This is a genomic window from Brevibacillus laterosporus LMG 15441, assembly GCF_000219535.2.
GTDB classification, from domain to species: Bacteria; Bacillota; Bacilli; order Brevibacillales; family Brevibacillaceae; genus Brevibacillus_B; species Brevibacillus_B halotolerans.
The window spans coordinates 4,191,903-4,210,471 of the sequence record NZ_CP007806.1; the positions used below are offsets into that span (position 1 = coordinate 4,191,903).

Below are 18,569 nucleotides of genomic sequence, written 5' to 3' on the forward strand. Positions count from 1 at the left end.
AGGTAGTAAGAGAGCAAGGATGCAGCATAAAGGCAAGCATCCGCGCACCTAATCTCCCCTCCTACCTGCTAGACCTTAATACCTCTTCACGAATTTCATTAAAGTTCTCAATAACCGTTTCCCCTATTCGATTAAACACACTGACATATAAGGCATCCACAATCGTTAAGTGCATAATTCTGGAAGCAAAACTACCTACACGAAAATCCTGTTCAATATTTGGCGTACAAAGCTTAATGTCAGCTTCTTTATACAAAGGAGATTTCGTTACATTGGTAATAGCGATAACCGTCACCTGCTTCTTTTTAGCGAAACGTACGATTTCCAGCACCTCTTTGGTATTCCCGCTTACAGAAATAGCGATCAGTACCCCTCCTTTTTTCATATTGGACACCACAGGAAGCATCATATGAAAATCGGTGGTCATCTCCGAGTAGTAACCAATTTTTCTAAATTTATGACAACCATCCAAGGACACTACCGAGGAGCCACCTACACCGTAAAAGATGACACTCTTCGTCTGTAAAATAGCCTCTACCGCTTTTTCTAATTCCCGTCTGTCAAGAGAAGTGGATATTTCCTCAATAGCAGTCTTATTGTGATACTGGACTTTTTGAAATAATTCATAGGGCTCGTCCTGCTTTTTAATGATGGAGAAGTCGCTCATATTCATATCTGAGCGAGTTAAATCTCGAACTAGCGCCAGCTTAAACGCCTGAAAGCTACTCATCCCAATTGATTTACAAAACCGAACGACACTAGCTTCGCTTGCGCCTGATTGCTTGGAAATTTGTTTTGTTGTCATGGTTGGAATTAATTCAGCATGATTCACAATATAGCTTGCTACTTTTCTCTCTGCCTGCGTAAAGCTATTTAATTGGCTTTCAATCTTGCTTATAATCATGGAATGCATCTCATTCGCCTCCGTTCTTCTCTAGTTTTACCACATCTTACCTAGTTTGTAATAGTAGAAACCCGTAAGATTTTCGTTTTTCGCACATCACATAAAATTTCTTCGAAGAAATCACCATTAAATTTTTATCTTACATTCAAAAAATTGTAAGAAATAATATATGGAATAATATTACATTTATTGATAATATAGTATTCAAGCTATTCATTTCATCACAAAGGGAGGCTTATTATTCAAATGGTGAAAAAAGTGTTATTATCTGTTGCTCTCCTCTTTACAACCGCTTTTAGTAGTAGTGTAGGCTTTGCCAAGGAAGTCATTGAAGAGAAAAAGCCGGACAAGCCCCAGATTAAAGAAGTAGAGTTAGGCTCAGAAAAGCTAGGAAAACCTTTAGGAGAAAAGCTAGTTGTTGAGGAGGGGGCAGAAAAGCTACTTGATCCTGAAGAAAAAACAGTGGACATTGATGATTCTCTCTCTGCCCCCAAAAAGAAAAAATCCGCTACTGCCGAAGCTGAGGCAGAAAATACGGACGCAAATAATGCTAAGCCAATCACCATCGACTCTATTCACTCTGGCACCATCAATAAGGAAGGCGAGATCAGATGGTATGCCTTCTATAATACTAAGCCTGGAAAATTAACCGTCTTCCTTCAAACAGTTCGCTCCACTGACGTGAATTATGATCTGCATCTCTTTAAATTAAATGAGGAAACGATGAAGCTTGAAGAAGAATTAATCTCCTCCTATCAAGCGGGAAAAAACGAACAGGTTGCCCGCATCGCCCCTGAAGGTTATTACTACATAGCCGTAAATTCCGTTAAAGGCTTTGATACGGCTAATACCTTTGCTCTCGTAGTCAAGCACTCCACTACCTACGACAAATCTGAACCCGATGACAATGCATGGCTCGCTCAGGAAAAGGATTCCACCACCTTTACCAATACCCAAACGATTGATAATCCATTCGATGAAGATTGGAGTTATTTCCACGTACTAGAACCAAAATCAATCTCTGTCACCCTAGACAACCAGATCTCAGGTACCGTTTATCGCGCAGATATATTAGATGCAGCAGCAAATGTACTCCTGAGCCTCGATCAAAACAAGCAGTATCTCGTCAATTTCCCTAAAGGTGACTACTTTATTCGCGTTCTCTCTTCATCAGGCTATAGTGATTCTCAGACCTATACGTTAAGTGTTAAAGACCAATCAGTAGCGAGCTCTGTAGTAATCAACAACATTAACTCAGATGGAGGTGTGGAAGGCTTAGTCGATTATTCTCAGGGGAAAAAATGGAGAATTAAAAATAATATTACCGTTCATGGAAAAGCATACGATGCCAATGGCTACCCGGCTTATAATGTTCCCATTACGGTATATGTCGTGACACGTCTTAATAATACGGTCTATTCAGGCACAGGAACAGCCGATGCCAATGGAAACTTTAGTATCGCCGTGAACGGAATTGGCCCGGCTATCGGTCAGAACACCCACTACCTCTACTCGTTTATACACTATTATGATGTGATTCCGCTTGTAGTGGCTAGTGGATCAACCAAGCTAACTTCTAATGTAGACAGTGTCTATCACTTCGCTTACTCGATTTATAATAGAAGCTAATTCTCCTAGCTGTGTAGATAAAAAACGTAGCAAGAAGCTATATACTTATGCTTCTTGCTACGTTTTCCTTCTGTCTTACAATCAACGTTACTACTTCGTTAACATCTACGAGCCTTTTTTCATGTATTCGCCGCGAATCGGATTCGCATTCCCTTCCCACTTAATGCGAATGGACTTATTATTCATAACCTCAGGTGAGTTAGAAACTTGAAAATGAATATGTGCTTCACTAGAATTACCTGAATTTCCGCACAATCCAATGATCTCACCTCGTTTCACCTTATCTCCTACTTTTACTTTAAGAGAGCCTGTTTTTAAATGTGCAGTGACACTATACTCGCCATTTCCATGGTCTATAATCACATGGTTACCAAGCAGTTCTGTTTTATTCGTTGTGCCAACGGGTACGTTATCAGGGATTTTATTTTCCACCTTCACTACCTTGCCATCCGCCGCAGCACTCACCTCCTGCCCGTAAGCATAGTAGCTTTCATTCTTAGACGGGTCACCCTGATAGGTCTTGCCATCCTTCATGATAACCAAATCGTAAGCATAACGCTGATTTTCTTGCTCATAATGGTAGTTAAATAATTCGTTTGTCCCTCCCCAAAAGACAAACCAATCCTGTTTGACAGGAGGAGTGAAGACATTTTTTGTAAAGGCCTGATCCGTTTGTGGAAAAGCCTTTAGTGGCATAATTTTTAGTCCATTAATTTTTTGTTGCTGGTTAAATATAGCACTTAATCCCTTTGTACCACTTTGATCCAGCCATAGATATTGCTGATAACCATTTCCTATTGGTACATCAGCCTGTAACGTATAGCCTGTTATTCCCTCCTGAAATGGATGGGCGAGTTGCTTCAATTCCTCTGAGCTTACTTGCTGCTGAAATTCCTTGGTCATTTGTGCATGGATTCGTTCATACTCCTCGTCTAAAAATACTTCACCGAATTGCTTCGGCTTGATCGGCTGCATGATGCTTCCCGTCTCCTTTTTTTGCACTACTTCTGTTTTCTCAGACTGATGAACCACCGGCTTCCCGCAAGCAGTGAGACTGACTCCCAGCGCAGCTACTAAAAGGATAGGCGGGTAAATAGATCGTTTCATAAATAGACCCCTCTCGAAATTTTCTTTTTTAACCTTATCAGAAGAACATTACCCCTCTCGAAACTCTTCCTTACGAGTAGCTTACTTTGTACGCTTGTCCTCTTCCTGTTCTTCTTTATTCGTTAAGACTGAGTTAAGATCGCGTGTCTAAAATCCCGAGAAAACCATGGTATGATAAACCCTAGAAGCAGTCCGAAGAGGATTTATACATAAAGGAGGAATGGTGCATGCTTCATGCACAACTTTTGGTGGTGGACGATGAGCTAGCCATCGGTAAAATGCTAAGAACCGTTCTTTCTAAAGAAGGATTTGAGCATGTGGATGTGGCAATCTCAGCCGAAGATGCCTTGAATGCCTGTCAGAATAAAACCTATGATCTTATCTTATTGGACGTCATGCTACCTGGAAAAAGCGGCGTAGAGATATGTCCATTACTGCGAGTGTATACCAATGCTCCCATTCTGTTTGTAACAGCGAAAAATACCGATTTAGACAAATTATCCGGCTTTGCGGTGGGTGCAGACGATTACATTACCAAACCCTTTCATCCCTTAGAGGTGGTAGCCCGTATAAAAGCCCATCTACGTCGTTACCTACAATCAACGGAACGAGAACCCATAGCAGTAAATCCGACCACGGTCTATGATTTCGGCCACTTTCTACTAGATGAACAAGCTGGGGAAGTGAGGGTCGCTAATAAGGTTGTCGATTTCCCCGCTCAGGTTTATCAGCTCCTGCTATTTTTATGCCAGAATCCGAATCGGATTTTTAGTAAGCAACAGCTTTACGAGCATGTCTGGGGGCACAATTCCTTTTCTGATGACAATACAGTAATGGTGCATATTCATCGGATTCGTGAGCGAATTGAACCAATACCAAGCAATCCAATCTATCTAGTTACAATTAGAGGACTTGGTTACAAGCTACTCCAGCGTGGGGCTAAACCAGTATGAATATGAAAAATCGTCTCATTCTTCAATTCATTTCCTTATTATTGGTCGCCTCCTTCATCTCGATTGGCTTCGTCACGGTGGCTTTTTCATTTATGCACGCTAAAATCAATGAGCTAGAGATGAGCCGGGATTTTACTCGTGCAGGTTTATCCAATTTAGTAACCACCCTACGCTTAGAGAACGGAAATATTACTTTTGATCCCGATATGCTGGCTCAGGTGAAAAAGTCGGGAGGCTGGCTGCAAACCATTGACGAAAATGGAATGGTGACCTCTAGCTATCTGACCCCTCCTGATGTGCCGAATCACTATAGGCCTGGAGAAATTCATGCCATTTGGAACGGGGAAAAGCAGTTTCCATACTCTCTGTACATCTGGATCGAGCCGAAAGATGGCGTAACCTACACACTGTTATATGGGGTTACATATAAGGAGGCAGAGCTGCTGAAACAAATTAGCAAAGCTGCAACCCTGCAATCAGGGAGTGTAGCTATTCCCGCCTCCTTGGAGCAGGAACTGCTTCAAAGCAATATGTGGCTTCAACTCCTTGATGCAAACGGAACAGAAATAGCTTCCTTATTGAAACCACCTAATGCCCTGAACCACTATTCTGTACAAGAATTAACGCTGAGGATACAGTATCCAGCACGCTATCAAGAGCGTATTTTTACCACCTATGATGATCAAACAAAACAAACCTGGATTCTCCATGCACCTGCCACTGCTTCGGGTACTACTACAAGCTTGTTTTCTCTTTCCTCCGAAGGTCAGATTGCTGGGGTCACCATCGTTGTCCTACTGATTGCTATTATTACGGTATTTTTATTATTATCTCTTTGGTACGGACATCGGTTTGGCACGCCAATGCTACACTTATTAGAATGGCTGAATCAGATAGCAAAAGGAACCTATAAGGAGCCCCAAGACAGAAATGGTCTACCTAAAAGTCTCACCAAGTCCGGTCACTATAAACGCAACTATCGCATTTATCAGGAAGTTATGTTCTCCATGCATCATCTCGTGGCATGCTTACAACGTAACAACGAAATCCGAAATCAATTAGAAAAAACTCGCGAGGAATGGATAGCCGGAGTCTCGCATGATTTAAAGACTCCTCTTTCCTCCATACTGGGTTATTCCAAAATGCTGGAGAATAAAAACTATGAATGGACACCGGAGGAAATTCGTGACTTCGGCTCAACTATGAGCGAAAAATCTACTTACATGGATGCCCTGATAAATGATTTGAGCATGACCTACCGTTTAAAAAACGGAGCTTATTCGCTTACTTTTACCTCTCAGGATATTAATGAGCTTGTTCGGCGTTCTATTATTTCCTTTTTGAATCATCCTCAATTTCAGGAGGCCTCCCTTACCTTTCGTCCGGCTTTACCAACGATTCATTATCCTGTAGACTCGTACGCCTTTCAGCGTATGGTTGATAATGTGATTGCAAATGCCATCCTACATAATCCTGTCGGTACACCTATAGAGATTTGCTTACTAGCTTGTGAAACGGATGATCCAAATGTAGAGGGCTTCACGTTAACAATTCGCGATGGTGGTACAGGAATGAATCCCGAGGTTGCCCACCAATTATTCGAACGCTACTATCGGGGGACCAATACAGACCGTCTGACTCAGGGAACTGGATTGGGTATGGCTATTGCCAAAGAATTAGCATTGGCACATGGAGGAGAAATTCAAGTGGCAAGTGAGCTTGGGAAGGGAACATCTATTGCGTTTACATTTCAAAAAGAGAAGGATTTATTGCCTTCTTATCATCTAAAAAACCTCTTCACCCACAGTAATTAATACGAGTGGGTGAGAGGTTTTATTTATGTTGTACGTAAGGCATTGCATTATGTGTATGGGACAAAAACAAATAACGTAGGGCTTACTTGACTTTTTGTACAGCAAAAATACATCTGTTCAAAGTATCCTTTTGCACGGTACGGTAGAGTACGCTATACTTCTCTCCCTACGCTCATGCCCTCCCAAATGGCTCGTTTCGCATCCAATTCCCCAGCTTCCCTCGCTCCACCAATCAGATGAACCTTCATTTCTGCTGGCAAAGAATCTGCCAGTATGCGATTCGGTGTACTTCCAGCTGCTATTATCACCGTATCTGCCGGAATGATTGCTTCTTGTCCTTTCTCTATAATACGAACGCCATCCGGTAAAATTTCTTTATACTCAATTTCCGTTTTCATCACTACTCCGTGTCTCTTTAACAACGCTAGAACGGCCCAGCGAGTGGTTTTGCCTAATCCCGTACCAACATGTTTGCCTCGACGCAAAAGCGTGATAGAACGCTTGTTATATTGCATGCTACCATATGATTTCGCTGATACGATCCCATACTCCGCTAAATATTGACCTGCTTCTGCTGAAAGCGTGGTGTTCGTTACCAGTAGATGTGATAAATCGCAGGCAATTCCCCCTGCCCCAATGATCACTACCTGCTGACCCACGGGTACCTTTCCTGTAAAGACATCGGCATAGCTTACGACATGCGGCAGCTCCTTCCCCGGAAGCTCAGGTGATCGTGGTATTACCCCGGTAGCAAGGACGACTTCACTTACCCCTTCAGCGACAAGCTTATCGCTGGTGGCCTCCTCTCCCAGATGTACCTTTACCCCTAGTCTACGTAGCTCATTCTCGTAGTAGCGGAGTGTTTCCTTAAATTCGCTCTTCCCAGGAACCTGACTGGCAAAATTAAGCTGTCCCCCTAACCGATTATTCCTCTCCCACAATGACACGTCATGCCCACGCAATGCTAGCACACGCGCTGCCTCCAGCCCAGCCGGACCTGCTCCGATAACTGCCACCTTCTTGGTCTTTTCCGCTGGTGTAATGCTAATGTCCCATTCACGACCTGCTAATGGATTAACTAAACAAGAAGCTGTTTTTCCTTCAAAAATGTGGTCGAGACAAGCCTGATTACAGGCAATGCATGTATTAACCTCAGCAAAACGCCCGGCTCTGCTCTTGGCTACAATATACGGGTCTGCCAAAAAAGGCCGAGCCATGGAAACAAGATCACTATGTCCCTCTGCGACGATTTGATTTGCCAAACGAACATCGTTTATGCGATTACTAGCAATAACCGGAATACCCACTGCCGCTTTGATTTCCTTTGCTACCCAAACATACGAAGCACGAGGAACCATCATGGAAATGGTGGGCACTTGCGACTCGTGCCAGCCAATGCCAATATTTAAGGCATCAATACCTAGTTCCTCCAGCCATACTGCAAATTGAACCGTTTCTTCTACTGTCGTACTGTTTGGCATAACATCAAGTCCAGACATTCGAAAAAGGACAGGATACTCTGGACCAACCGCTTTCTTAACCTGCCTAGCTATCTCCAATCCAAATCGCGCACGTCGTTTTAAATCTCCTCCCCATCCATCTGAACGCTGATTGGTCACAGGTGACAAAAATTGATTAACTAAGTACCCCTCTGAGCCCATGATTTCAACTGCATCAAAGCCTGCTTCCTTCGCTCGGCGGGCTGCATCTGCAAAAGCTTGAATGGTATGTAAAATTAATTCCTCATCCATTTCAATAGGGGCAGTTCGATTAATAGGTGCTTGTAATGGAGAAGGAGCTACAGGGTCGAGACCTGTCATTTCCTTGTAAGCATAACGCCCGGCATGAAAAAGCTGTAGCGCAATCCTTCCACCAGCTTCATGGACAGCACGAGTCATATTATACAGTGGTGGAATATGCTCATCTGCATAAATGTTCGTAAAGCCCGCTCCGCCACCTCCCTCTGGCAACACTGCGGCTCCTCCCGTAACAATTAAGCCTGCTTCTCCCTTTGCTCGTTCTACATAAAAAGCAGTAAGGCGCTCATATCCATGATCTAATGCTTCCAAGCCCACATGCATGGACCCCATAATCACACGGTTAGGCAACTGTAGTGTTGCAATTTGAATTGGCTGAAAAATATGTGATAGCATCCGATATCCCCACTTTCTATTTTTGAATGAATGTTCACTCATTTCTCTACGCACTTCAAAAATTCCTTTTTTTCTGACGATGATTGTTTTGCCCTGTTATAATAAAGAGTAAGCATGACCTATAAAAAATTGGAGGAGATTCTACTGGATACAATTGGATTTATTGGACTAGGTACGATGGGACTGCCTATGGTACAAAATTTACTTAAAGCTGGATTTCCTGTGCATGTTGTTTCGAGAAGTCGCGGCCCTATAGACAAAGCTGTTTCTCTAGGTGCCGTTGAAGCTAAAAACCCTGCCGATCTGGTGGAAAAGGTAGATATTTTACTTACCTGCCTACCTCTTCCTTCTACAATTGAAGAAGTTTATTTTGGCGAAAATGGCATTCTAAGCGCTGATCTGACAGGGACATTGGTGATTGATCACTCCACGATAAGCCCGTTATTAAATCAACGCGTGTATGACGCTATCACAGCAAAGGGAGGATCTTATATGGATGCTCCGATCAGCGGCGGTCCGATGGGAGCTACTACCGGTACCCTAGCTATCATGTGTGGCGGATTAGAAAACGATTACGAGCGAGCTAAACCAGTATTTGAAGCACTCGGAACAAATTTGTTTTACCTAGGAAAAATCGGTAATGGTAGTATTGCTAAGCTGATGAATAACTATTTGATTGGTGTACATACGGCTGCTTTAGCAGAAACCTTCATATTAGCTACCAAAGCAGGGGTTGATACAACTCAGTTGTATGAGGTGCTGTCAGCAAGTACGGGAGATAGCAAAATGCTGCATCGAATCGTTCCATTGGTACACCAACGTGACTTTGATGCACGCTTTAGCAATCAATTGTTATACAAAGACATGCGGATTGCTGGGGAATTAGCAAAAGCCTACGAGCTGGACATGCCGATCAATAAGCTGGCTGAACAAATGTATCAGCAAGCTAGCGAAAAATATCCAATGGAGGATATGGCCGCTTTATTTAAAATTTATGAAGAAAAGACCCGAATTATGGTAAAAGAAAAGGCTCTCGATTGAGAGCCTTTTCCTTTACAGGTTAATAAACAATACGCACCAATTTTCCTACATGTGCTGCCATATTTGTAAGCACTGGCTTCCATTCATCCTGCTCATCCATTGGATTGAGCGGAAGCATAAAATGAAAATCAGCAACCCATTCCATCTGCGAGTCCTGCTCTGGCGATAGCATACGCTTTTTGCTTGTAAAAGCGATCTCTGGCACAATGGCTTTAGCAGCTTGCCATAAAGCGTTGGTATCTCGTCCATCTACAAGATAAGTAACCTCTACTTCAATTTCGCACATTTTTGCTTCTTCTAGCGGAAATAAGTGAATAACGGCTACTGGTGCACCTTCCCTTGCTTCATCCTCCGTGAACCGCATCTCAACCTCGTGGTATTCTTCTCCTTCTAAGATCGAGCGTTCTGTTTTTAGTAATACCTCTGTGGTTACACCGTAGGCTGAAAGCTCTTCGTCTACTTTTGCTACCAATATATCTAACATCGTTTTCTTCCTCCTCATGATGCACTTCATCCATCATACTGAAATCAGAGGAAGCCGTAAAGTAAAGAAACCGCTTTCATAAAGCAATAGCCTTTTACTTTCTCATTCATGGTGTTGGATGGCAGTCCTTATTATTTAGAAATTCCGACAGCCATATCCGCCTGACATCTTTATTTGGACAGTATCCCAGCAAATAGCTATCTCCTAGCATATACTTTTCTTTTAGCCACTCCTTATGCTTACGGAAGAAGGCATTCTGAAATTCAATTGGCATTTGTTGATATTCTTCCAACGCAGAAGGGTGTTCGAGGAAATAATCTTCATCATACAGGATTTCATCATCGTTCTGACGACTAATAAAATACAAGAATAAAAGAACAAGGCCCGTATTCACCAAAAAAAGTGTCATACCTATCTCCCCTTTCCCTTACAGCCAATGTCATTCGTCCAAAACATACAGCCCTAAAAATATTCTGATTGTTTCTTTTATTTTATCATGATTTTGCTCTTTGGTAACTACCTCATATCCCTTTGAAATAATTTATTTTGGAAATGATTGATTCATTCAAAGCATCAGGGCCTGCCATCAGTAAATCAACCTTTTATAAGCTTTTCCGGGACAGGAACGTTTTCACAGGCACCTCAGCTAAAAAAATGATTCTGGCATAGATTTGTACACCGTTATATATCCTTATCAGCAAAAAAAACCAGCTGAAGTTCTCCAGCTGGCATGCTACTATATTATTTGTTGCTACGAGTATTCTAAAACCTCTATTTCCCACTGGCTACCCGTCTTTTAGGACACTTGGCTCTCGGGAAGTGTTGCCCTTCCAACAGAAGGTGAGCTCGCACCTGATGGTGGCGTAATATTTACCGGTGGAGGCGCCATTTCGTGATTAGAAGCTGGGGTATTTTGCTGGAAATTAGGGGCGTCAATAATATCGGCTGGCGGCGAATTACTCTCCGACTGTCCTGAGCTTCCATTATTGTTATCTAATCCATTATTTCCGGAATCATTTGCACCATTTTGTCCATTACCATTTAATAGGTCTTGTTCGTTACCTTGCTGCTCATTCCCATTTTTGGTTGTATCGGAGTCTTTCGCTTCCGATTGAACCTTGTTGCTTGATTGCTTAGATTTCGTCGATTGCTGCTTCTTTTTCGATTTGGAATTATTTACATATTCCACTACTTGATTATCAAACGGAGAGTCGTTGTAATCAATTTTAGCCATCTCATTGCTGTCTAGCCTCATAGCAGCTTGTAAGGTTTGACGAATCTCATCTTTTTTGCTCGTTGGTAGCAATGTGTAGCTTGTACTTGAGCTCCAGAAGGCTCCACTGTCTACTACGACGAAATTATCCATGTTAAAGCTTTTAAAGTCATTGGCAATGCCTAGTATTTGTTCCTTGCTAAAATCAGTGTGGATATGATCACCAGTGGTTTCAATTACTTTAGGCAATTTAGCAAAGCCTTCGATCGACAGCATCTTATTCATAATCGCCTTAATTACTTCCTGCTGACGTTGGTTTCGATCAAAGTCATTGGAATAATACTTGGTGCCACGATTATCGTGACGGTGTCGCACATAATCAAGTGTATTCTTACCATTCAGCACCTGGCGCCCCGGATTAAGGTTAATATGGGTGTTATCAGTAGGATCGTCATATACAAGTCGACGATCTATGTTGACTTCCACTCCACCTACCGCATCCACGACCGCTTTGAATCCATTAAAATCAACCTCAACATAGTGGTTAACCGGAATGCCTAGCACCTGCTCAAGCGTTTTTTTCGTTAGGGTGATCCCATTTTCGGTAGGTGTTTCCCCTTTTGCTTTCGCCTGACGGCGTTCAGCCTCTCCGTTGGCAAATACTGCATTCACCTTATGATATCCGCGGTAGCCTGGAATTTTGACTCGGGTATCTCGGGGAATGGAGATCATTGTCACTTTTTTCGTATCAGGATCAATAACCCCAACAATCATTACATCGGTATTAGCCGAGCCTGTCTCTGGCCTCGAATCTCGTCCTAACAGTACAACAGAGATAGGTTTGTTTGAGCTATAGCTCGTATCAACAGGCAGCACATTGTTTACATCTTGATAAGGGTCTTCCGTTGCCTTCTCTATAGCTTTATCGAATGTCTGGTACACATAATAGGCATAGGCCCCACCACCCAAAATGAATAAGGCTAACAGGGTGAGAAGAATTATGCGTAGCTTTGTCTTCTTTTTCTTAGGTTTCTTCGGTTTGGAAGCGGTGCGCTTACTCGTGTTCGCAACCGTTTCTTGCATATGTAATCAGTCTCCTTATGTGACAAATAATCTTGCCACTCGCAATCTATGTTCCTTTGTTAAGACAGCCAACACCTTAGAAAGGTTACACTTACCATTACAACCCAAGCCTCTTGTCTCACAATTCCCATCATTATAAATTGAGATTTCAGGAAGTGAAATAGAGCTTTTCACCTATTTTTGCTAAAAACTACATCCTCTATCATATCACAAGCAAGTGGTATTTTGTAGAAAAATGTCTATGAAATCAGAAACCCCTTTCGCTAATAAGAAACGAAAGGGGTTCGGAAAAGTGAAGATAGCGAGATATGATTTAGAGTTAACAGATGAACTATTGCATCCCGTGAGGTGCTTGGCTAAAGCCTTTTACCGGCTTGCTTTCATTCTCATGCTTTGCATTTTGCCCCGTATGGTGCGCATCTCCGCCATGACGAATATGGTACTTATCGCTTTTGCCTTTGATTTGCTTTGCCATCTGTTCTCCTCCTTTTATCTTGCTCTCTTTATTGTGTGAGTATCCTTGCTTCTCCATTCATAGCCGCCCAATAAGCAAAACATCCCGCCTCACTCAGCTAGCAAGACGGGATGAATATGAATTACGCTTTTTGTTTAGTAGCAGCTATCACTAATTCAGTAATAGCGGGTGGATAAATCTCTGGGGCACCATAGAGACGGAGTGTACCATCCTCTACAAGCCCAGCGATTGCAAATATGCTCCAGCCCTCGCTCATCACTATTTCTTGTTCTGTTACAAATGATAGTTGTTCACCATTTTGACGCATCAAGGCATGCTCAGGTTGTTTTTTCCCAGCATAAGCTAACATTTCTTCTAGCACCACCTGCGGTTGCAGAGAGGATTGGTGTAGAGAATGATTCGCTTCCTTGGTTAACAACGTGCGCATACGATATGCCTCAGGCAGATCCTCTTTAAGCTGACTAATTACGTTCAGCATATCAGCAGTTAATAAGGTCTGGTGCTTTTTATCTAACCATTTGAAGAACGCTGTTAGAACGGAAAGCAGATTGTTCGCTAACGTTTTGGACGGCGTATCAACACGTTCCAGCACATCATGCGCTAAGAAATAAGCAACATGCTGAATACGTAATGCGTTCCAATCAAAAGTAGGACCAAAAGCATTACGAATAAATGTGCGGAACAGGTTCATCGTCTCATCGTATTTTTTCATTGTTAGCTCAGATTTTCCTGCTGTCATTTCCTCTACGAAAGAAGCTATGTCAGCCAGCACTTCTGGGCGAACCGTAAAAATGCTTTCCGGTAAACCTTCGATTAACGGACGATCCAACAGATTAGCAATATGATGCAAATGATTCGGCATGGACAGTTTGGTCTTTAGCACTTCAATATTCATAAAGCGCGCAATGCCTTGTCCCATCGCTTCCTCATGCTCTAGCTTGTCTAAGATTTGAGTAAGGGCACTTTTTAACTCTTGTTTATCAGAAGCGGCTACCAGCAATGGCGGTACATCCTGAAGCTCCATCTGAGACGTCTGCAACCACTTCTCTGTAAAGTAACTCTGAACTGCCCATTGTAATACTTTAGGCGGTAATGTAGGCGCACTTGTGATGAATAATGTACCCTTCGCTAGCTTTGTTCCTGTCGAGGTTAATCCATTAATCGCTATCTCTTCAGTTGGGGTACCTAGTTTAAGCGCATCACTTGCCTGTTCAACGCCTGGTTTATAGCCTTCAATTGTTAGTCGATTTTGTTCTAAAATCAATTCTGCTGCAATTTCATGAAGTTCCAACAAGGCACTGTCTAAAGAGCGAATCAGGAATTCATCCTTTTGCGAAGCATATACCCAAGTCTCCTGAGAAGGCTCTTGCTTTTTGGATTCAAAGGACCCGTGTGTTTTTAATAAGCGTCTGATTTCAGGAGCATGCACGCCTTCATAAACAAAGCGAACCATACTCTCTTCCTCAGGCTCCTGCTCATAGCTTACACCCTGCTCATTTAAACGCTTGTAAAGAGCTAGTGACACAGCTTCTCTACCGGAACTTTCCATATTTTTCACTATCGTTAGCAATTCATTTTTTAGCGTAGCGCTTACCATGAGACTGCCTGAGAAGATAGAATCACGATAGCCTAGCGGAATTAATCTAGCAAGCAGGAGTTGGCCTGGCTTTAGCGCAACAGATTGGGAAGAGATTAGATTGTGCTCCTGATTGGTGTACAAATCAGTAACAACAGTCATATCTTCTGTAACAGATGTAATCTCATATAGACCCAATTGAAGATGTAATAAACCTTCTTTTATATCTTGATCCATTCGTTTACCGTATTGACCGATGAAATGTTCAAGGACAGAAACACCCTCGTTTTTCACATCGAACACATACCAATTCATAAAATGGTCCATCCAGCGTGGTTGGAACAGCTCTTTTAGGGTAAGGCCCGTTTCTTGTGCAAAACGATCTCTAGCCCTGCTTATTTCTATATCATTGACATGCTGCACCACATATTTCGTTAGACGTTCTGTCCAAGTAGCAAACTCTTTGCGGAGCTTTTGCTCGCGAGCCATGCGTACCTGAGCAATGTCCGTCACAACACCACAGCACTTTTTATATTTCTTACCGCTGCCACATGGACACAGTTCATTTCTACCGACTGACATGGGGGGTTGTTTCTCCTTTCGACCCAGCTAACCTTCAGCTAGGAATTGCCACAATCCTTCTAGTTATATCGCATTTCCCGAATTGATTGCAAGTTATTCTACCCGAATGCCTAGTAATCAATACTCATATCTGTGTATGCTTCCCATTTTTCAACAAAATGTTGTAGCTTTTTAATAAGCTTCTCAATTCTCTCACGTTCAGCAACACATTCAGATATGGCCTCTAATTGATTGGTGGAAAAAAATTGAACCACCATCTTTTCCATATGCTTTAAGCGAGCCTCATACTGCAAAATGATCTCACGGATCACATAAAATCTCTTTTCCATGCAAATGGACTCTTCTGCCTTCATTATTCTTGATCAAGTGTAGTCACAATATTTTTAATGTCGGTAACTACCTGTTCGTTTTTATGTTTTTCCTTCATCAAAATTTCAATGGCATCCATGTTACTCTCTTGGAAATGAGAAATTACCTCTTGGGACATTTCGACATTACGTTGGTCCAAAAGGGAAACTGCCTTATTTAATAGCTGTTCTACCTCTGCTAAAACGTTTTTTGTTTGGGTTGTAATCATGATTTTTTCCTCCTGTACGGCCTCTAAATTTTTTGCTTGTGGCTCGGTATGGTCAAGTGCTAGCTGATCGTTTTCGATCACAGTCTCTGCCGTAGCTACTTGTGCCTGTGCAGTTTGCATTTCATGTACAGCTTTTGCTTTATCGTCTTGGCCATTTACGTAAATGTTTTCGCCACTAACTGTAAAGCGGCCGTCCAATTCCGGTACAAACATGCTTTCTTTGATAGACAGCTTCAGCTCATTTTCCACCATGTGGAACAAAAGGCGGATAGATAGTCTGTCGATTTCCTTGCTAACCAAAAATTCATAAATGGAGTCATTAGCCAGTTTCCATTCAGCAAGATACCAGCGCTCATCTCCAACGTATTGAACAAAACGCGGGTCTTTATCCAGTATCAGCAATTTGGTGATCTGATTCCAGGAAAAATGGGTATGTTGACGCAATTCACGCATCATTTGGTCTAAATTTTTGGGAGAATGAGATTTTCTCACAAAACGATATGCCTGATCAAATAATTGATGTGGTTGGTATGTAAGCTCTAAGATCGCTTCGGTTCTGCCAACCTTTATGGGCGAATCAGTAAGCTGCATGGCTTCGGAGAGGATTTCTTCCGCGCTTTTTCCATTTGGCATAAAGTGTAATTGCTCTTCTAAGCGCGCAATGATATCAGTTCTTGGAAGTGAACGCTCCCCTGGCCGAAAAACCTTCTTGATGTAACTAGTGATGGTATATGTTGGCCTATTCATGAAACATTCTCCTTCTGCATTGCAAAGACTTTCCACAAGACGGAATAGTAACCTATATTCTACATCAAAGCAGAAAATCCTACATTTACTATTGTTTTTTTATGACTGAATGTGATTTTGTAACAGCCCAGCCATCATTGTAATCGCATACATGCTTATTCTATCTAGGTTTCAAACATTTTTTATAGCAACTTGCTTGCCTCGTAACCTTTTTCTTCCCTTAAACGTAATGGTAAATAGCCTACCCGAAAGGATTCTTCTGTTTGTGACCTTAGATAGAGATTAATTTAGTAAGGATTGGTGGTGGATTTACTACCTTTACGGTATATAATGGGGGAAGGATTTTTGTCAGAGTTTATGAACTGGAGGAAATAACCTTGGATTCTACTGTTGTACAAGCCCTCAGCTCCTTTGCTGCTTCCTATTCAGTTGTCGGCTGGATTAGCATTTTTCTAGCTAAATATGCAGAATACCTCTTTTACCTGAGCATCCCCGTTTATTGGTTTTTTGGAAATCGTAAAAACAAACGAATGATTATCCAAACAACCATTGTCTGTTGTATTTCCATGGGAATAAGCTGGGTGCTGGGACATCTCATCTATCGTGAGCGACCGTTCGTTACGCTGCCACTGACACCATTGGTACCGCATGATGCAAATGCTTCTTTTCCAAGCGACCATGCGACAGCGGCACTAGCTATCGCAGCTACCTACTGGTATTATATCAAACCAAAGGGGAAACGCTTCTGGATGGTTCTTGCGGTTGGTGTATCCCTTTCCCGCGTGTTCATTGGTGTGCATTATCTAACAGACGTTTTGTCCGGTATGGTGCTTGGGATGAGTTGTGCTTATGCTATTCATAGCTTACTTCCAAGATTCCCTCGTGTTGTAGGCTTAATTGATGAGGGTATTCTTTTGTATGAAAAAATCGAGAGTGCCATCATACCGCCTAAAAAATCAGCTTCACGCAAAAGACATCACACGATTGAATAATGACCGATTAAAAAGCCCTTTTCATCACTTGAAACTTCAGCAAGTTTCCTGATAAGAAGGGCTTTTTGTTTTCCTATTTACTCTTCTGCCACAATGCTCCTAGTTTCAAGGACATTGCCACATTGCGCGCTGTCCGCTCCATATTTTGAGCCCCTTCTTGTAAAATCTCTTCCAAGGGAGCTAAGTGAGGAATGATCGGGAATAAAAGATCAATTCCATGCTCGTGTACAATCTTACTCTCCTCAGTCACACACCCCGCAATACCGATTACTGGAACATTGTAGAGCTTAGCCGTCTTGGCTACACCAATCGGAGTTTTTCCATGAATGGTCTGGAAATCTACGCGCCCTTCCCCTGTGATCACAAAGTCAGCATCCTGTACATGTTTACTTAACTCAGTTGCCTCTATTACAATTTGAATCCCGCGTTTTAATTCACATTGAAAGAAAGCTAGTACACCTGCTCCTAGACCACCTGCAGCCCCAGCTCCCTCGATTTTATCAACATCCTTATCGAGGTATTCTTTTAATTTTTTCGCATAATGGGCTAAATTTTGATCGAGGAGTGCTACTTGTTCAGGCGTCGCTCCTTTTTGCGGTCCAAATACAGCAGAAGCTCCTTTTGGTCCTGTCAAAGGATTATCGACGTCACAAGCCACCTCAAAGGTTACCTGCTGGATGCGCGGGTCCAGTGAGCTTATGTCGATTTCAACAAGCTTATGAAGCTCTCCCCCGCCATCGCCAAGCTCCTCGCCATTCTGATCTAGCAGCCTTACACCTAGCGCCTGCGCTACACCAGCACCACCATCATTCGTTGCGCTTCCCCCTAGACCTAATATGATATGTGTGACACCTGAGTCCAAGGCATGGAGAATTAATTCCCCAGTACCTCGCGTAGTTGTAATAAGCGGATTTCTCTCTTCGCGCGGTACCAGATGCAAGCCTGAAGCTGCTGCCATTTCAATAACCGCCGTTTTTTTATCGCCTAATAATCCATAGAATGCTTCTACAGGCTGTCCAATTGGGCCCGTAACTTGGCAAGTAACGATCTCTCCACCCGTAGCATCCACCAGCGATTGAACCGTTCCTTCACCACCATCTGCCATCGGTATCAAAACACATTCAGCGCTAGGGAAGACTTGTTTTATTCCTTTTTCAATTGCCTCTGCTGCCTGCATAGCCGTCACACTTTCTTTAAAAGAATCCGGTGCAATAACGAATTTCATCGTTGTCTCTCCTC

At 42.5% G+C, this 18,569-nt stretch carries 16 protein-coding genes; 5 read left to right on the plus strand and 11 right to left on the minus strand.

The window, feature by feature from the left end:
• Nucleotides 1–61 precede the first annotated feature (61 nt).
• Entirely contained in the window at nt 62–913 is an 852-nt protein-coding gene (locus tag BRLA_RS18340; RefSeq protein ID WP_003338733.1) for a MurR/RpiR family transcriptional regulator, read from the minus strand.
• Between the two features lie 237 nt (nt 914–1,150).
• Between BRLA_RS18340 and BRLA_RS18345 the strand changes: the two genes are divergently transcribed.
• A complete protein-coding gene (locus BRLA_RS18345; protein ID WP_003338732.1) occupies nt 1,151–2,533 on the plus strand; it encodes a hypothetical protein in 1,383 nt (460 codons plus the stop codon).
• 105 nt (nt 2,534–2,638) lie between these two features.
• On the opposite strand, the gene BRLA_RS18350 is transcribed toward BRLA_RS18345, so the two are convergent.
• Entirely contained in the window at nt 2,639–3,640 is a 1,002-nt protein-coding gene (locus BRLA_RS18350) for a M23 family metallopeptidase (RefSeq protein WP_003338731.1), read from the minus strand.
• Nucleotides 3,641–3,867: 227 nt separating this feature from the next.
• Between BRLA_RS18350 and BRLA_RS18355 the strand changes: the two genes are divergently transcribed.
• Nucleotides 3,868–4,593: a response regulator transcription factor gene (locus BRLA_RS18355; RefSeq protein ID WP_003338730.1), complete on the plus strand. Its 726-nt coding sequence runs from the start codon at nt 3,868–3,870 to the stop codon at nt 4,591–4,593.
• Nucleotides 4,590–6,407: a sensor histidine kinase gene (locus tag BRLA_RS18360; protein ID WP_003338728.1), complete on the plus strand. Its 1,818-nt coding sequence runs from the start codon at nt 4,590–4,592 to the stop codon at nt 6,405–6,407. The genes BRLA_RS18355 and BRLA_RS18360 overlap by 4 nt, the downstream gene beginning before the upstream one ends.
• 152 nt (nt 6,408–6,559) lie before the next feature.
• Here the strand turns inward: BRLA_RS18360 and BRLA_RS18365 are convergent, their stop codons facing one another.
• Nucleotides 6,560–8,560 carry an oxidoreductase gene (locus BRLA_RS18365; RefSeq protein ID WP_022586448.1) on the minus strand — a complete coding sequence of 667 codons (2,001 nt, stop codon included), beginning with the start codon at nt 8,558–8,560 and terminating at the stop codon, nt 6,560–6,562.
• 114 nt (nt 8,561–8,674) lie between these two features.
• Between BRLA_RS18365 and BRLA_RS18370 the strand changes: the two genes are divergently transcribed.
• Nucleotides 8,675–9,601 (plus strand): NAD(P)-dependent oxidoreductase, encoded by a 927-nt coding sequence (locus BRLA_RS18370; protein ID WP_003338725.1) that lies wholly within the window; start codon nt 8,675–8,677, stop codon nt 9,599–9,601.
• Between the two features lie 19 nt (nt 9,602–9,620).
• On the opposite strand, the gene BRLA_RS18375 is transcribed toward BRLA_RS18370, so the two are convergent.
• From BRLA_RS18375 to BRLA_RS18400, 7 genes are all read right to left on the minus strand, one after another.
• Nucleotides 9,621–10,085 (minus strand): hypothetical protein, encoded by a 465-nt coding sequence (locus BRLA_RS18375; RefSeq protein WP_003338724.1) that lies wholly within the window; start codon nt 10,083–10,085, stop codon nt 9,621–9,623.
• A gap of 106 nt (nt 10,086–10,191) precedes the next feature.
• A complete protein-coding gene (locus tag BRLA_RS18380) occupies nt 10,192–10,494 on the minus strand; it encodes a hypothetical protein (protein WP_003338723.1) in 303 nt (100 codons plus the stop codon).
• A gap of 387 nt (nt 10,495–10,881) precedes the next feature.
• Nucleotides 10,882–12,381, minus strand: coding sequence for an LCP family protein (locus BRLA_RS18385; protein ID WP_003338722.1), 1,500 nt, complete (start codon nt 12,379–12,381; stop codon nt 10,882–10,884).
• 331 nt (nt 12,382–12,712) lie between these two features.
• The gene (locus tag BRLA_RS24375) at nt 12,713–12,856 is read right to left on the minus strand and encodes a hypothetical protein (RefSeq protein WP_003340095.1); all 144 of its coding nucleotides are present in this window, start codon (nt 12,854–12,856) and stop codon (nt 12,713–12,715) included.
• 121 nt (nt 12,857–12,977) lie between these two features.
• Entirely contained in the window at nt 12,978–15,014 is a 2,037-nt protein-coding gene (locus BRLA_RS18390) for an SEC-C metal-binding domain-containing protein (RefSeq protein WP_003338720.1), read from the minus strand.
• 110 nt (nt 15,015–15,124) lie between these two features.
• Entirely contained in the window at nt 15,125–15,343 is a 219-nt protein-coding gene (locus BRLA_RS18395) for a hypothetical protein (protein ID WP_003340098.1), read from the minus strand.
• A 23-nt stretch (nt 15,344–15,366) separates the two neighbouring features.
• Nucleotides 15,367–16,338: a hypothetical protein gene (locus BRLA_RS18400; RefSeq protein WP_003338718.1), complete on the minus strand. Its 972-nt coding sequence runs from the start codon at nt 16,336–16,338 to the stop codon at nt 15,367–15,369.
• A 377-nt stretch (nt 16,339–16,715) separates the two neighbouring features.
• Here BRLA_RS18400 and BRLA_RS18405 point away from each other — a divergent pair, with 377 nt between their 5' ends.
• Nucleotides 16,716–17,330 carry an undecaprenyl-diphosphatase gene (locus BRLA_RS18405; RefSeq protein WP_003338717.1) on the plus strand — a complete coding sequence of 205 codons (615 nt, stop codon included), beginning with the start codon at nt 16,716–16,718 and terminating at the stop codon, nt 17,328–17,330.
• 73 nt (nt 17,331–17,403) lie between these two features.
• Here the strand turns inward: BRLA_RS18405 and BRLA_RS18410 are convergent, their stop codons facing one another.
• On the minus strand, nt 17,404–18,555 hold the full coding sequence (locus tag BRLA_RS18410; RefSeq protein WP_003338716.1) for a glycerate kinase: 1,152 nt from the start codon (nt 18,553–18,555) through the stop codon (nt 17,404–17,406).
• Nucleotides 18,556–18,569 lie beyond the last annotated feature (14 nt).

Coding starts and splice junctions, on each gene's coding strand:
- BRLA_RS18340 (WP_003338733.1), bottom strand. CDS start 913: ATGCATTCCATGATTATAAGCAAGATTGAAAGCCAATTAAATAGCTTT.
- BRLA_RS18345 (WP_003338732.1), top strand. CDS start 1,151: ATGGTGAAAAAAGTGTTATTATCTGTTGCTCTCCTCTTTACAACCGCT.
- BRLA_RS18350 (WP_003338731.1), bottom strand. CDS start 3,640: ATGAAACGATCTATTTACCCGCCTATCCTTTTAGTAGCTGCGCTGGGA.
- BRLA_RS18355 (WP_003338730.1), top strand. CDS start 3,868: ATGCTTCATGCACAACTTTTGGTGGTGGACGATGAGCTAGCCATCGGT.
- BRLA_RS18360 (WP_003338728.1), top strand. CDS start 4,590: ATGAATATGAAAAATCGTCTCATTCTTCAATTCATTTCCTTATTATTG.
- BRLA_RS18365 (WP_022586448.1), bottom strand. CDS start 8,560: ATGCTATCACATATTTTTCAGCCAATTCAAATTGCAACACTACAGTTG.
- BRLA_RS18370 (WP_003338725.1), top strand. CDS start 8,675: ATGACCTATAAAAAATTGGAGGAGATTCTACTGGATACAATTGGATTT.
- BRLA_RS18375 (WP_003338724.1), bottom strand. CDS start 10,085: ATGTTAGATATATTGGTAGCAAAAGTAGACGAAGAGCTTTCAGCCTAC.
- BRLA_RS18380 (WP_003338723.1), bottom strand. CDS start 10,494: ATGACACTTTTTTTGGTGAATACGGGCCTTGTTCTTTTATTCTTGTAT.
- BRLA_RS18385 (WP_003338722.1), bottom strand. CDS start 12,381: ATGCAAGAAACGGTTGCGAACACGAGTAAGCGCACCGCTTCCAAACCG.
- BRLA_RS24375 (WP_003340095.1), bottom strand. CDS start 12,856: ATGGCAAAGCAAATCAAAGGCAAAAGCGATAAGTACCATATTCGTCAT.
- BRLA_RS18390 (WP_003338720.1), bottom strand. CDS start 15,014: ATGTCAGTCGGTAGAAATGAACTGTGTCCATGTGGCAGCGGTAAGAAA.
- BRLA_RS18395 (WP_003340098.1), bottom strand. CDS start 15,343: ATGGAAAAGAGATTTTATGTGATCCGTGAGATCATTTTGCAGTATGAG.
- BRLA_RS18400 (WP_003338718.1), bottom strand. CDS start 16,338: ATGAATAGGCCAACATATACCATCACTAGTTACATCAAGAAGGTTTTT.
- BRLA_RS18410 (WP_003338716.1), bottom strand. CDS start 18,555: ATGAAATTCGTTATTGCACCGGATTCTTTTAAAGAAAGTGTGACGGCT.